This window comes from Janthinobacterium sp. BJB426, assembly GCF_002735705.1.
Taxonomy (GTDB): domain Bacteria; phylum Pseudomonadota; class Gammaproteobacteria; order Burkholderiales; family Burkholderiaceae_D; genus Janthinobacterium.
The window spans coordinates 17383-32210 of the sequence record NZ_PDZL01000001.1; the positions used below are offsets into that span (position 1 = coordinate 17383).

Genomic DNA, 14828 nt, shown 5'->3' on the forward strand with positions numbered 1-14828 from the left:
GGGGGCGCAAGCCTCCCGTTTTAATTTACGGGATGGGTGGCCGGCTGGCCGCCATCCTCGGGCTGCATGCGAAGGATGATCATGAATTACAACTGGAATTGGCGCATTTTCTGGGAGATTTCTCCCGATGGCGTGGGCACGTATATGGACACCCTGTGGTCCGGCCTGATCTGGACCCTGGCCACGGCCGGTGCGGCGTGGATCATGGCGCTGATATTGGGCCTGGTGATCGGCACCATCCGCACCTTGCCGAACAAATGGCTGGTGGGCGTGGCCAATGCCTACGTCGAATTGTTCCGCAACGTGCCGCTGCTGGTGCAGATGTTCCTCTGGTATTTCGTCATGCCGGAACTGCTGCCGCCTGACCTGGGCGCCTGGGTCAAGTCGCTGCCGAATGCGCCGTTCGTCACGGCCGTGCTATGCCTGGGATTCTTTACTTCCTCGCGCGTGGCGGTGCAGGTCACGACGGGTATCGAGGCACTGCCGCGCGGGCAGAAACTGGCCGGCACGGCGCTGGGCCTGACCCTGCCGCAAACCTACCGCTTCATTTTGCTGCCGATGGCCGCGCGCGTCATCATGCCGCCGCTGACCAGCGAATTTTTGAACATCATCAAGAACAGTTCCGTGGCGCTGACCATTGGCCTGATCGAACTGACGGCCAGCGCGCGCGCCATCCAGGAATTCTCGTTTCAGGTATTCGAGGCGTTTTCGGCCGCCACCATCATCTACGTCGTCGTCAACCTGCTGGTGGTGGTGCTGATGCACCTGATCGAGAAAAAGGTCGCCATCCCTGGCTTCATCGTCGCCGGCGCCAAGACGGGAGGACATTGATATGTTCGGTAATTTCGACTTCGATGTCATCTCCCGCTCGTGGGTCTATCTGTTCCAGACCGGCATGGTGTTTACCCTGAAACTGACGGCGCTGGCCATGGTCGGCGGCATCGTGCTGGGCACCCTGCTGGCGCTGATGCGCCTGTCCGGCAACCGCATCGTTTCGGGCGTGGCGTCGAGCTACGTCAACCTGATACGCTCGATCCCGCTGGTGCTGGTGATCTTCTGGTTCTACTTCCTGGTACCGTACATCGCCGCCTGGATCATCGGCGCCGACGAACCCGTGAAAGTGGGCGCGTTTTCTTCCGCGCTGATCACCTTCATCATGTTCGAGGCGGCCTACTATTGCGAGATCATGCGCAGCGGCATACAGTCGATCCCGCGTGGCCAGGTGTGGGCGGGCCAGGCGCTGGGCATGAACTACCGGCAAACCATGGGCAGCATCGTGCTGCCGCAAGCGTTCCGCAACATGATTCCCGTGCTGCTGACGCAAACCATCGTGCTGTTCCAGGACGTGTCGCTCGTGTACGTGCTGTCGATCCCCGATTTCGTCGGCGCCGCCTCGAAGATCGCCCAGCGCGACGGCCGCCTGGTGGAGATGTACGTGTTTGTCGCCGTCGTGTATTTCGTGCTGTGCTATGCCTTGTCGTTCCTGGTAAAACGCCTGCAGAAACGCGTCGCCATCATTCGCTAACCGTAAAAGAAAGAACAAGATGATTGAACTCAATAACGTCAGCAAATGGTATGGCCAGTTCCAGGTACTGACCGACTGCACCACCAAGGTCGCCAAGGGTGACGTGATGGTCATTTGTGGCCCGTCCGGCTCCGGCAAGTCAACCCTGATCAAGACCGTCAACGGCCTCGAGCCGATCCAGCAGGGGCAGATCATCGTCGACGGCATCAGCGTCAACGATCCGAAAACGAATTTGTCGAAACTGCGTGCGCGCATCGGCATGGTGTTCCAGAATTTCGAGCTGTTTCCGCATCTGTCGATCCGCGAAAACCTGACCATCGGCCAGATCAAGGTGCTGGGCCGCAGCGCCGACGAAGCCAATGCCAAGGGCTTGAAGTACCTTGACCGAGTGGGCTTGCTGTCGCAGCAGGACAAGTTCCCGGGCCAGCTGTCGGGCGGCCAGCAGCAGCGTGTGGCGATCGCCCGCGCGCTGTCGATGGATCCGATCGCCATGCTGTTCGACGAGCCGACATCGGCGCTCGATCCGGAAATGATCAACGAAGTGCTCGACGTGATGGTGGGCCTGGCGCAGGAAGGCATGACGATGATGGTCGTCACCCACGAAATGGGCTTTGCCAAGCGCGTGGCCAACCGCATCGTCTTCATGGACCAGGGCAAGATCATCGAAGATTGCAGCAAGGATGACTTCTTCAACACGACGCGCTCGGACCGCGCGCGCGATTTCCTGGCGAAGATCATTCACTGATCCCAGGTTTTCTCGATAAAAGCGGCCGGCCTTCACCGGCCGTTTTTGCGTTCACAGTACGCTTGCGCCCGGTTTTCCTCAGGCACCCTGGCCGCTAAGGCAGCCCCGCGGCTGGTAAAATGGGGCTATTCGCAATGACCGCCTGAGAGCAGCCGCCATGTCCACACTCGATCACACCCCAGCCTCCATCACCATCACCCGTCCGGATGACTGGCATTTGCACCTGCGCGACGGCGCCGTCATGGCCAGCGTGCTGCCACACAGCGCGCGCCAGTTCGGCCGCGCCATCGTCATGCCGAACCTGAAGCCGCCCGTCACCACCACGGCCGATGCCAGCGCCTACCGCGAGCGCATCCTGGCCGCCGTGCCGCAAGGCGTGAACTTCGATCCGCTGATGGTGCTGTACCTGACGAACAACACTTCGCCCGACGAAATCCGCCGCGCGCAGGATAGCGGCATCGTGCAAGCCGTCAAATTGTATCCGGCCGGCGCCACGACGAATTCCGACCTGGGCGTGACGGATTTGAAGAATTGCTACAAGGTGCTCGAAGTGATGCAGGAAGTGGGCATGCCCTTTCTCGTGCACGGCGAAGTGACGGACCCGGAAATCGACATTTTCGACCGCGAAGCCGTCTTCATCGAGCGCGTGATGCGTCCGCTGCGCAGCGCCTTCCCGGCCCTGTCTGTCGTGTTCGAACACATCACCACCAAGGATGCGGCGCAGTACGTGGCCGAAGCGGAGGGCCCGATCGCCGCCACCATCACGGCGCATCATCTGCTGTACAACCGCAACGAGATTTTCAAGGGCGGCATCCGCCCCCATTACTACTGCCTGCCCATCCTGAAGCGTGAAGAGCACCGCCTGGCACTGATGACGGCCGCCGCCAGCGGTGACGAGCGTTTCTTCCTCGGCACCGATTCTGCGCCGCACGCGCAGGGCGCCAAGGAAATGGCCTGCGGCTGCGCCGGTTGCTACACGGCCCTGCACGCGATGGAAATGTATGCGGAAGCGTTCGAACGGGCCGGCGCGCTCGATAAACTGGAGGCGTTCGCCAGCTTCCACGGCCCGGCCTTCTACGGCGTGCCGCGCAACACGGACACCATCACCTTGAAGCGCGAAAGCTGGACCTTGCCGGCCTCGCTGCCGCTGGGCGACAGCCATGTGATTCCGCTCAACGCGGGCGAGCAGATCAACTGGAAAATGGTGTAATTACTCCATGCTGCCATCGATAGACTGGACCCGCCCCTGGTTTGCCACGGTGCTGCCGGCGCGACGGCAGCTGGACCTGCAGCGCGACACGGTGATTGCCGCGCTGAACGGACGGGCGCGGGCGCTGGACTTGCGCAATCCCACCGGCTTGCCGCTGGCCTTCGTGCCGCAAGCGGACCTGCCCGAAGGCGTGGCGTACGAGGAGTTCATCGGTGCGACGGGCGGCGTGCCCACGCGCGACAATCTGCACGATTTTTTCAATGCACTCGTGTGGCTCACCTTCCCGCGGATCAAGCGTCAATTGAACGCGCTGCAGGCGGCGCAGATCGCCCTGTCCGGCGTCGGTAAATCGCGCGGTCCCGCGCGCGATGGCGCGACGATTTTTGACGAAAATTCCGCCTTGCTGGTGCTGCGCGACAGCGACGCGGGGCGCGCACTGGAAACGGCCTTGCGCGGGCACGACTGGCGCAGCGTGTTCATTGCGCAGCGCGATAAATTTGGCGCGGACGGTGACGCCGAGGTCTGGTTGTTCGGCCACGCGCTGATGGAAAAACTGGTAGCGCCGCGCAAGGCCATCACGGCGCATACGCGCGTGATCTTCGCCGGCGACGCCTATTTCACCCTGGACGATGCGGCACGCCGCGCCTGGCTCGACGAGAGGGTGGCGCAAGACCTGGCGCAGCAAGGTCTCACTACGGCGGACTTCACGCCGCTGCCCGTGCTGGGTTTGCCCGGCTGGTGCGAAGGCCAGGACGACGATTTTTACAATGACGCGGCGGTGTTTCGCCCGAAGCGCAAAGTGGCTGGCGCAGAAAGAGATCAATAGCATGGAAAATACCGTCCGCTGGGGCATCCTCGGCACCGGCAAGATCGCCCGCGCGATGGCCAATGGCTTGCGCGATGCGCCCGGTGCGCAACTGGTGGCAGTCGCTTCGCGCAGCGAGGCTGGCGCACAGGCTTTCGGCGCCGAATTCGACATCGGGCGTTGCCACGGTTCCTACCAGGCGCTGGCCATGGACCCGGACGTGGACGTGATCTACATCGCCACGCCGCACACCCTGCATGCCGAAAATGCCTTGCTGTGCATGGCCGCCGGCAAGCACGTCGTGTGCGAAAAACCGTTCACCATGAATGCGCGCGAAGCGCAGGCCGTGGTCGATCTGGCACGCGACAAAAAACTGTTTTTGATGGAAGCCATGTGGAGCCGTTTCCTGCCCGCCGTGCAGGAGGCCAAACGCATCATCGCCAGCGGCGAGATCGGCGTGCCGCAGCAGGTGCAGGCCGATATCGGCTTTGTCGCCAATTTTCCGCCCGAGCACCGCATGTTCAATCCCGCACTCGGCGGCGGCGCGCTGCTCGACGTGGGCATTTATCCGCTGTCGATGGCGACCTTCTTCCTCGGCCCTGTAACGCAGGTGCAGGCGCTGGCCGAGATGGGCGCCACCGGTGTCGATGAGCAGGTCGTGTTTTCGCTGCTGCACGCCGGCGGCGGCACCTCGTCCTGCGCCTGCAGCCTGCGCGCGCAGACGCCGACGGAAATGACCATTTCCGGCAGCCTGGGACGCATCCGCCTGCCCAGCCGTTTCTACAAGCCCGACCACCTGATCGTCGAAACGATGGATGGTGCACGGCGCGTCGTCTCCGTGCCGCACCTGGGCAATGGCTACGCGCACGAGGCCATCGAAGCGATGCGCTGCATCCGCGCCGGGCTGCTGGAAAGTCCCGTCATGCCGCACGCAGACAGCGTGGCGCTGATGCACAACCTTGACACCATGCGCGGCCAGATCGGCCTCGTCTACCAAGCCGACCAGGCGTGAACAGGAACTCCATGACATTGTCCTCATCCCGCCCCAGCCTGAAAACCGTCCTCATCGCCAGCGGCGTCGTGCTGACCCTGGCGATGGGTGTGCGCCACGGCCTGGGCTTCTGGATGCAGCCGATCTCGCAAGCCAATGGCTGGACGCGCGAAACGTATTCGCTGGCGCTGGCCATGCAAAACCTGATGTGGGGCGTTTTCGGCCCGTTCGCCGGCATGGCGGCCGACCGTTTCGGCACCATGCGCGTCGTCATCGTCGGCGCCATCAGCTACATGGCGGGCCTCGTGTGGATGGCGCTCGTGACGCAGCCCACCCTGTTCATCGTCGGCTCGGGCATCTTCATCGGCCTGGCGCTGGCCTGCACGGCCTTTGGCGCCATCAGCGGCATCATCGGCCGCAGTGCGCCGCCCGAGCAGCGCTCGTGGGCTTTCGGCATTTCGTCGGCGGCCGGCTCGTTCGGCCAGTTCCTGATGATGCCGGTGGAGCAGCAGCTGATTTCCGCCGTGGGCTGGCAAAACGCCTTTTATGTGCTGGCCGCGCTGGTGCTGCTGGCCATGATCCCGATGGCCTTCTACCTGCGCGAACCGCCCGTCTCGCACGCCAGCGGCCCGCAGCAAAGTGTGGGCGCGGCCTTCAGCGAAGCCATCGCCAGCCGCTCGTTCTGGCTGCTCCTGGCCGGGTATTTTGTCTGCGGTTTCCAGCTCGTCTTCATTGGCGTGCACTTGCCGGCCTACCTGAAGGACCAGGGCCTGATGAATCCGAACGTCGCCGTCACGGCGCTGGCGCTGATCGGCCTGTTCAACATCGTCGGCTCCTACTATGCGGGCAAACTCGGTGGCAAGATCGCCAAACGCTACCTGCTGTCGGCCATCTACGTGACGCGCGCCGTGGTCATCACCGCGTTCCTGCTGGCGCCCTTGTCGGCGTGGTCCGTGTACCTGTTCGCCGCCGGCATGGGCGTGCTGTGGCTGTCGACCGTGCCGCTGACGAACGGCATCATCGCCGGCATCTTCGGCGTCAAGCACCTGTCGATGCTGGCCGGGATGGTGTTCTTCTCGCACCAGGTGGGCAGTTTCCTCGGTGCCTGGCTGGGGGGCTATCTGTACGAGCACCAGGGCAGTTACCACATCGTGTGGATGATCACCATCGGCCTGGGTTTGCTGGCCGCGCTGATCAACCTGCCCATCGACGAGCGCGCCGTCAAGCGCGTGGCGGTGGCCGCGTAATGGGCAGCTGGCGCACATGGCTGTGGCGCCTGGCCGGCGCCGTGCTGCTGGCCAGTGTCTTCCTGGCCTATCTGCGCCCCGACTTCATGCTCGACCTGGCGAACCGCTTCTGGATGTGCATGTAGCAGGCATCCGGTCCTACACTTTTAAAAATTCCTCTTTCCCACCGAGCCAGCGCGCCAGGTGCGCTTCCACGGTGGCCGCTGCGGCCGTCGTGGTGGCGTGCAGCAAATCGTGCGCCACGTCGCGGGCCTGGTCTACTAACCATTGATCCGTTTCCAGGTCGGCGAAGCGCAGCATGGCCTGGCCGGACTGGCGCGCGCCGAGAAATTCCCCGGGGCCGCGGATTTCCAGGTCGCGGCGCGCGATTTCAAAACCGTCCGTCGTCTCGCGCATGGTCATCAAACGCTGGCGCGCCACGCCGCCCAAGGGACCCTGGTACAGCAGCAGGCAGACGCTGGCCGCCGTGCCGCGGCCCACGCGGCCGCGCAGCTGGTGCAGCTGGGACAAGCCAAAACGCTCGGCGTGTTCGATCACCATCAGCGAGGCGTTTGGCACGTCGACGCCCACCTCGATCACGGTGGTGGCCACCAGCACGTGGATATGGCCGGCGATGAAGGCATCCATCACTTCCTGCTTTTCCGCCGGTTTCAAGCGGCCGTGCACGAGGCCGACCTGCAGCGCGGGCAAAGCCTCGGCCAGCATCATGTAGGTGTCGGTGGCCGTCTGCAGCTGCAGTGCTTCCGATTCCTCGATCAGCGGGCAGACCCAGTAGACCTGCCGGCCTTCCAGCGCGGCAGCATACACGCGGGCGATGACTTCATCGCGGCGGTTCTGGTCGATGGCGCGCGTGACGATGGGACTGCGGCCGGGCGGCAGCTCGTCGATCACCGACACTTCCAGGTCGGCGTAATATGTCATGGCGAGGGTGCGCGGGATCGGCGTGGCGGACATCATCAGCTGGTGCGGCACGGCCGCGCTGTCGCCCTTGTTGCGCAAGGTCAGGCGCTGGCCCACGCCGAAGCGGTGCTGCTCGTCGACGATGACCAGGCCCAGTTTCGCGAACAGCACATTATCCTGGATCAGTGCATGCGTGCCGATCACCAGCTGCGCTTCACCTGATTCGATCAGGGCCAGCGCCGCCGTCTTTTCCTTTTTCTTCAGACTGCCCGTCAGCCAGGCCACCTTCACGCCCAGCGGCTCCATCCAGGCGGCGATCTTGCGGAAGTGCTGCTCCGCCAGAATCTCCGTGGGCGCCATCAACGCTGCCTGGTAGCCGCTGTCGATGGCCTGCGTGGCCGACAGGGCGGCGACGACCGTCTTGCCGCTGCCGACGTCGCCTTGCAGCAGGCGCTGCATCGGATACGGCTGGTGCAGGTCGGCGCGGATTTCCTCGAGCACGCGCGCCTGCGCGCCCGTCAGCTTGAAGGGCAGGGCGGCACCGAAGGCATTCGATAAAGTCCCGACGATGGGCAGCGATGCGGCACCTTTCGAGCGGCGCGCGCGCTGGGCGCGTTTCAGCGACAGTTGCTGCGCCAGCAGCTCATCGAACTTCATGCGCACCCAGGCCGGGTGCGAGCGGTCCATCAGCGCGCTTTCATCGATGTCCTGCGGCGGATAGTGCAGCAGGTGCACGGCGGCGCGGAAAGGCGACAGCTGCATCTCGCGCAGCAGCTCGTCCGGCAAAGTGTCCTGCCAGTCGGTGCGGCGCATGGCGTCGGCGATCTCGCGCCGCAGCACGTGCTGCGACAGGCCTTCGCCCGATGGATATACGGGCGTGAGGGCCGTGGGCAGCGGCGCGCCTTCGTTGACCACCTTATACGTCGGGTGCACCATCTCGGCGCCGAAAAAGCCGTGTTTGAGTTCGGCGCGCGCACGCACGCGCGTGCCTTCGGCCAGCTGCTTGACCTGGCTGCCATAAAAATTCATGAAGCGCAGCAGCAAATTGCCCGTTTCGTCGGCGATCGTCACCAGCAATTGCTTGCGCGGCTTGAAATTGACTTCGCATTTGGTGACGATGCCCTCGACTTGCCACGATTCGCCGCCGCGCAGGCAGGCGTCGCGTATCGTGTAGACCTTGGTTTCGTCCTCGTAGCGCATCGGCAGGTGCAGCACCAGGTCCATATCCGTGCGCAAGCCGAGTTTGGCCAGCCGGCTTTCCGTGCTGACCACTTTTTTGACGGCTTTCGGCTTCGCGGCCGGCCTGGCTACGGGTGGAAGATCGGGCGTTGGATCGGGCATATGCAAGGTTTTAGTGCCATTAGCGCAGGTTTTTATGCCGCTAGCGTAAAATAGAGGGTTGTCCGGCACACCCTGTGCGTACCGCAGTTGTAAATTGTTGCGGCGGATTATTGTAATGCCTGTATAGGCGCACAGTATAGTGCCAGATGTTCCATTGCGCACTCCTAATCATTTTTGACGTACTTTTGAAGCAAAACGCATGTATTCGCTTTCCGATTTCGATTTTAATTTGCCGCAAGAAAACATTGCGCAAACTCCGTTGGCCGAGCGCAGCGCCTCGCGCCTGTTGCATCTGGACGGCGACGCCCTGGTTGACCGCAGCTTTGCCGACATCGTCGGGCTGTTGCAGGCGGGGGACCTGCTGGTGATGAACGATACCCGCGTACTGAAAGCGCGTTTCTTCGGCGTCAAGGAAAGCGGCGGCAAGATCGAGGCGCTCGTCGAGCGCGTACTCGATGAGCGCACCGTGCTGGCCCAGGTGCGCGCGTCGAAGTCGCCGCCGCCCGGCTGCCGCATCCGCCTGGCCGATGCCTTCGATGTGACGGTGGGCCAGCGCGCCGGCGAATTCTTTACCTTGCACTTCGAGGCCGACGTGTTCGAGCTGATCGAGGCGCATGGCCGCTTGCCGCTGCCGCCGTACATCGAGCACGATGCGGACGAATTCGACGAGACGCGCTACCAGACCGTGTTCAACAAGGTGCCCGGCGCCGTCGCCGCGCCGACGGCCGGCCTGCATTTCGACCAGGCCCTGCTCGATCAATTGAAGGCCAAGGGCGTCAACTTTGCCTATGTGACCCTGCACGTGGGCGCGGGCACCTTTCAGCCCGTGCGCACGGAAGTGCTGGCCGAACACAAGATGCACACCGAGTGGTACACCATGCCGCAGGAAACCGTCGACGCCGTGCGCGCCGCCCAACTTGCCGGGCGCGACGTGGTCGCCGTCGGCACGACCAGCTTGCGCGCGCTGGAATCGGCCTCGCAAAGCGGCCAGCTGGTGGCGGGCAGCGCCGATACGGCCCTGTTCATCACGCCCGGCTATGCGTTTAAAACGGTGACGCGTTTGATCACCAACTTCCATTTGCCGAAGTCGACCCTGCTGATGCTGGTGTCGGCCTTTGCCGGTTATGAGCCGATCCGCAGTGCCTACGCGCATGCGATCGCGCAGAACTACCGTTTCTTCAGCTATGGCGACGCGATGCTGCTCACCACGCAATCGCGCGCTCCGTTGAACCTTGATACTCCCGTGAAAGACTGACATGCTGGAATTTACATTACTCAAGACCGACACGAGCGGCCTGACCAAGGCACGCCGCGGCACCTTGAAACTCAACCATGGTGTCGTGCAGACGCCGATCTTCATGCCAGTGGGCACTTACGGCTCCGTAAAAGCCATGTCGCCGCTGGAACTCAACGAGATCGACGCGCAGATCATTTTGGGCAACACGTTTCACCTGTGGTTGCGTCCTGGCAACACCGTCATGGAAAAATTCGGCGGCTTGCATGGCTTCATGGGCTGGAACAAGCCGATTCTGACGGATTCGGGTGGCTTCCAGGTGTTTTCGCTGGGCGCCATGCGCAAGATCACGGAAGAGGGCGTGCATTTCAATTCGCCGATCAACGGCGATAAATTGTTTCTCTCGCCGGAAGTGTCGATGCAGGTGCAGCGCGTCTTGAATTCGGACATCGTCATGCAGTTCGACGAATGCACGCCGTACGAAATCCAGGGCCGTCCAGCCACCATCGAGGAAGCGGCCAAGTCCATGCGCATGTCCTTGCGCTGGGCGCAGCGCTCGAAGGACGAGTTCCACCGTGGCGAAAACCCGAATGCGCTGTTCGGCATCGTGCAGGGCGGCATGTTCGAAATGCTGCGCGACGAGTCGCTGGCCAAGCTGGAAGAGATCGATTTCCCCGGCATCGCCATCGGCGGCCTGTCCGTCGGCGAACCGAAGGAAGACATGATGCGCATGCTGGCCCACGTTGGCCCGCGCCTGCCGGCCAACAAGCCCCATTACCTGATGGGCGTGGGCACGCCGGAAGACCTGGTGGCGGGCGTGTCGAATGGCATCGACATGTTCGATTGCGTGATGCCGACGCGTAACGCCCGCAATGGCTGGCTGTTTACCCGTTTTGGCGACATCAAGATCAAGAACGCCAAGTACAAGGAAGACCAGGCGCCGCTGGACGAGACGTGCAGCTGCTACGCCTGCCGCAATTTCTCGCGCGCCTACCTGCACCATCTGCACCGCTCCAAGGAAATCCTTGGCGCGCGCCTGAACACCATCCATAACCTGCATTACTACCTGGACTTGATGCGCCAGATGCGCGAGGCGCTGGACGAAGACCGTTTCCATGCATTTACCTTGCAATTCCACGCGGAACGCGCACGCGGAACTTAAGAAAACCTTAGCTTGAGCCCTGGCGGCAGCATGGCCGGAAGTTTTGTGTATTGGTGCTTGGACTGGGGCGATAAAGCATTGCATAATGCTTTTTTAGCCCCATTTAAAGTTGCCATGGCTGCAATTCGGGTTATGACGTATAGCCAATGCTAGAATACAGCGCTATTTTTTCAAACTGATTAGAACTGGAGTCACCGTGTTTTTCATTTCCAACGCTTATGCGCAAGCCCCAACCGAAGCCCTGGGCCTCGGCGGCAACCTGACCAGCTTCCTGCCGCTGGTATTGATGTTCGTGGTCATGTATTTCCTGATGATCCGCCCACAGCAAAAACGCGCCAAAGAACAACGGGCGATGATGGACGCGCTGGCCAAGGGTGACGAAGTCGTCACCGCCGGCGGCATGCTGGGCCGTGTTGTCAAGGTAGTGGACGCTTACGTCACCATCGAAGTGGCGACCGGCACCGAAGTCACGGTGCAAAAGAGCTCCATTACCACCTTGCTGCCTAAAGGCACCCTGAAGGCACTGTAATTCCTCGCTGTCATTGCCTCGGCAATGATAGACCCGGGGCGGCTATCCGCCGCCCCTCGGGACGCCTCCGACGCTCAACACTGAACGCTGAATCACTATGAATCGCTATCCTGCCTGGAAATACATCATCATCGTCGTCGCCTTATTGCTGGGCGCACTTTATACGGCGCCCAATTATTTCGGTGAATCACCGGCGCTGCAAGTAACCAGCGGCAAGTCGACCGTCAAAGTGACGGGCGATCTGATGACGCAAGTCGAGCAAATATTGACGAAAGAAAACGTCAAGTCGGAAGGTGTCACCATGGATGGCGCCGGCAACCTCGCCTCCGTGCGCGTGCGTTTCGCCGATCCCGATACCCAGTTCAAGGCGAAACTGGTGCTGGAAAAGGACCTCAATCCCGATTCCACCGATCCCGCGTACATCGTGACGGTCAACCTGCAAGCCAATACCCCGATGTGGATGCAAAAGCTGCATGCCTTGCCCATGTTCCTGGGCCTGGACTTGCGCGGTGGCGTGCACTTCCTGATGCAGGTCGATGCGAAAGCAGTACTGAACAAGAAAGTCCAGGGCGTCCAGTCCGCCGCGCGTAGCGTGTTGCGCGACAAGAATATCCGCCACGCCGGTATCGAGCGCGTGGGCGACAGCGTGCAGATCAACTTCCGTGACGCGGAAACGCGCCTGAAGGCAAAGAATGTCCTGTCCGACCAGATGACGGAGCTGGCGTTTGCCGATGCGGGCGAAGGCAGCGATTTGAAACTGAACATCACCCTGAAACCGGCGGCCCTGAAAGCCACCATCGATGAAGGCGTGAAACAGAATATTTCAACCCTGTCCAAGCGCGTCAACGAGCTGGGCGTGGCCGAGCCGCTGATCCAGCAGCAAGGCCCTGACCGCATCGTGGTGCAATTGCCTGGCGTGCAGGACGTGGCTCGCGCGAAAGCCATCATCGGCCGCACGGCGACCCTGGAAGTGCGCCTGGTCGATGAAACCATCGTGCCTGGCACGGAACTGTCGAGCGCCATCCCATTCAACTCGGAACTGTTCACCGTCGGCAAGGGCGTTCCTGTCGTGCTGGCGAAAGACGTGATCCTGACGGGCGACTATATCTCCAGCGCCACGGCCAGCTTCGACCAGAACCAGCAAGCGGCCGTGTCGATCGACCTGAACGGCGACGGCGGACGCAAGATGCGCGAAGCGACGCGCGAACGCGTGGGCAAGCGCATGGCCATCGTGCTGTTTGAAAAGGGCAAGCCGGAAGTGCTGTCGGTTGCCACCATCCAGCAGGAGCTCGGTTCGCGCTTCCAGATCACCGGCATGGGCGGCGCGGAAAACGCGAATGAACTGGCGCTTCTGCTGCGCTCGGGCGCCCTGTCCGCACCGATGACTGTCATCGAAGAACGCACGATCGGACCGCAGCTGGGCGCGGAAAACATCGCCAAGGGCTTCCACTCGACCCTGTATGGCTTCATCGCCATCGCCATCTTCATGATCGCCTACTACATGCTGTTCGGCGCCTTCAGCGTGCTGGCCCTGGCCGCCAACTTGCTGTTGCTGATCGCCTTGCTGTCGATGATCCAGGTGACGCTGACACTGCCAGGTATCGCCGCTATCGCGCTGGCGCTGGGCATGGCGATTGACGCAAACGTGCTGATCAATGAACGTATCCGTGAAGAGCTGCGCGCTGGCAATACGCCGCAAGCGGCGATCGCCGCCGGCTTCGACCGCGCCTGGGCCACGATTCTCGACTCGAACGTGACCACCCTGATCGTCGGCCTGGCACTGCTGGCCTTCGGCAGCGGTCCCGTGCGCGGCTTCGCTGTCGTGCATTGCCTGGGTATCCTGACCTCGATGTTCTCCTCCGTGTTCGTGTCGCGCGGCGTGGTCAACCTCTGGTATGGCCGCAAGAAAAAGCTGACGACCTTGTCGATCGGTACGGTGTGGGTGCCGGGCACCAGCAAATAAGCGACGCCCCGACTCACCCAATAGCGTCAACAGCGATAGCGTCCGGTGGCACAGCCGCCGGACGCACAGAATAGAACTCAGAGGATTTCATGGAATTTTTCCGGATCAAAAAAGATATTCCCTTCATGCGCCATGCGTTGATTTTCAACGTCATTTCGGCCGTGACCTTCCTTGCCGCCGTCTTCTTCCTGTTCCACAAGGGCTTGCACCTGTCCGTGGAATTCAAGGGCGGCACCGTGATGGAGGTGAAGTACCCGAAAGCGGCCAACCTTGAAGGCATACGCGGCACCTTGATCGGCCTGGGTTATGAAGAGCCGGGCGTGACCAGCTTCGATACGGCGCGCGACGTCATGATCCGCCTGCCGGTGGAAAAGGGCGTCAGCGCCGCGAACACCTCGCAACGCGTGTTTGAAGCCTTGTGCAAGGCCGAGCAAGGCACGACCAAGGGCGTCGATACCGTCACCGAAAAGGGCGAGCACGTCATCAAGAGCGCCTGCATGGACGCGGCCGGTAGCGAATCGGTCGTCTTGCAGAAAGTCGAATTCGTCGGCCCGCAAGTGGGCGAGGAACTGAAGCAGAACGGCTTGAACGCGCTGGTGATGGTGATTCTGGGCGTGATGATCTACCTGGCCATCCGCTTCGAGTGGAAATACGCTGTCTCGGCCATTATCGCCAACTTGCATGACGTGGTGATCATCCTGGGCTTCTTCGCCTTCTTCCAGTGGGAATTCTCGCTGACGGTGCTGGCGGCGATCCTGGCGGTGCTCGGCTACTCGGTCAACGAATCGGTGGTGATCTTTGACCGTATCCGCGAAAACTTCCGCAAGCAGCGCAAGGCGACCGTGCATGAAGTGATCGACAGCGCGATCACCAGCACCATTTCGCGTACCATCATCACCCACGGTTCCACCCAGATGATGGTGCTGTCGATGCTGGTCTTCGGCGGCCAGACCCTGCACCATTTCGCACTGGCGCTGACCATCGGTATCTGCTTCGGTATTTACTCGTCCGTGTTCGTCGCGGCCTCGATCGCCATGTGGCTGGGCGTCAAGCGCGAAGACTTGATCAAGCCGGTCAAGGAAAAAGACGAAACCGACGGCGCCGTGGTGTAAGCGCAGGTTTTTTTGCAGGTCGAATGAAGAACGATCACCGTTTGCGGTGGTCGTTTTTTTTATG

Annotated in this window: 14 protein-coding genes; 13 read left to right on the forward strand and 1 reads right to left on the reverse strand. The window is 61.9% G+C overall.

Features of this window, described 5'->3' with window-relative positions; all coding sequences use genetic code 11:
- Positions 1 to 81: 81 nt before the first annotated feature.
- From CSQ93_RS00075 to CSQ93_RS29625, 8 genes are all read left to right on the forward strand, one after another.
- Positions 82 to 831 carry an amino acid ABC transporter permease gene (locus CSQ93_RS00075; protein WP_058051014.1) on the forward strand — a complete coding sequence of 250 codons (750 nt, stop codon included), beginning with the start codon at positions 82 to 84 and terminating at the stop codon, positions 829 to 831.
- 1 nt (position 832) lies between these two features.
- Positions 833 to 1525 carry an amino acid ABC transporter permease gene (locus CSQ93_RS00080; RefSeq protein ID WP_099376216.1) on the forward strand — a complete coding sequence of 231 codons (693 nt, stop codon included), beginning with the start codon at positions 833 to 835 and terminating at the stop codon, positions 1523 to 1525.
- Between the two features lie 19 nt (positions 1526 to 1544).
- Entirely contained in the window at positions 1545 to 2270 is a 726-nt protein-coding gene (locus CSQ93_RS00085) for an amino acid ABC transporter ATP-binding protein (protein WP_099376217.1), read from the forward strand.
- Between the two features lie 157 nt (positions 2271 to 2427).
- Positions 2428 to 3480, forward strand: a complete 1053-nt coding sequence (pyrC, locus tag CSQ93_RS00090; RefSeq protein ID WP_034745484.1) for a dihydroorotase — start codon at positions 2428 to 2430, stop codon at positions 3478 to 3480.
- 7 nt (positions 3481 to 3487) lie between these two features.
- Positions 3488 to 4306: a DUF3025 domain-containing protein gene (locus CSQ93_RS00095; RefSeq protein WP_099376218.1), complete on the forward strand. Its 819-nt coding sequence runs from the start codon at positions 3488 to 3490 to the stop codon at positions 4304 to 4306.
- A gap of 1 nt (position 4307) precedes the next feature.
- Positions 4308 to 5297 carry a Gfo/Idh/MocA family protein gene (locus CSQ93_RS00100; protein WP_099376219.1) on the forward strand — a complete coding sequence of 330 codons (990 nt, stop codon included), beginning with the start codon at positions 4308 to 4310 and terminating at the stop codon, positions 5295 to 5297.
- A gap of 11 nt (positions 5298 to 5308) precedes the next feature.
- Positions 5309 to 6523: an MFS transporter gene (locus CSQ93_RS00105; protein WP_099376220.1), complete on the forward strand. Its 1215-nt coding sequence runs from the start codon at positions 5309 to 5311 to the stop codon at positions 6521 to 6523.
- On the forward strand, positions 6523 to 6648 hold the full coding sequence (locus tag CSQ93_RS29625; RefSeq protein ID WP_267891613.1) for a hypothetical protein: 126 nt from the start codon (positions 6523 to 6525) through the stop codon (positions 6646 to 6648). Before CSQ93_RS00105 ends, CSQ93_RS29625 begins: the two co-directional genes overlap by 1 nt.
- Before the next feature lie 13 nt (positions 6649 to 6661).
- Here the strand turns inward: CSQ93_RS29625 and recG are convergent, their stop codons facing one another.
- On the reverse strand, positions 6662 to 8764 hold the full coding sequence (gene recG / locus CSQ93_RS00110; protein ID WP_099376221.1) for an ATP-dependent DNA helicase RecG: 2103 nt from the start codon (positions 8762 to 8764) through the stop codon (positions 6662 to 6664).
- Positions 8765 to 8963: 199 nt separating this feature from the next.
- Between recG and queA the strand changes: the two genes are divergently transcribed.
- The 5 genes from queA to secF all read left to right on the forward strand — a co-directional run bounded on the left by queA (position 8964) and on the right by secF (position 14764).
- A complete protein-coding gene (gene queA, locus CSQ93_RS00115) occupies positions 8964 to 10019 on the forward strand; it encodes a tRNA preQ1(34) S-adenosylmethionine ribosyltransferase-isomerase QueA (protein ID WP_099376222.1) in 1056 nt (351 codons plus the stop codon).
- A 1-nt stretch (position 10020) separates the two neighbouring features.
- A complete protein-coding gene (tgt, locus tag CSQ93_RS00120) occupies positions 10021 to 11160 on the forward strand; it encodes a tRNA guanosine(34) transglycosylase Tgt (protein ID WP_034745502.1) in 1140 nt (379 codons plus the stop codon).
- 196 nt (positions 11161 to 11356) lie between these two features.
- Complete coding sequence (gene yajC, locus CSQ93_RS00125; protein ID WP_034778948.1) at positions 11357 to 11689, forward strand: preprotein translocase subunit YajC; 333 nt, start codon at positions 11357 to 11359, stop codon at positions 11687 to 11689.
- Between the two features lie 97 nt (positions 11690 to 11786).
- Positions 11787 to 13652, forward strand: a complete 1866-nt coding sequence (gene secD, locus CSQ93_RS00130) for a protein translocase subunit SecD (RefSeq protein ID WP_099376223.1) — start codon at positions 11787 to 11789, stop codon at positions 13650 to 13652.
- Between the two features lie 89 nt (positions 13653 to 13741).
- A complete protein-coding gene (gene secF, locus CSQ93_RS00135; RefSeq protein WP_099376224.1) occupies positions 13742 to 14764 on the forward strand; it encodes a protein translocase subunit SecF in 1023 nt (340 codons plus the stop codon).
- The last annotated feature ends 64 nt before the right edge of the window (positions 14765 to 14828 follow it).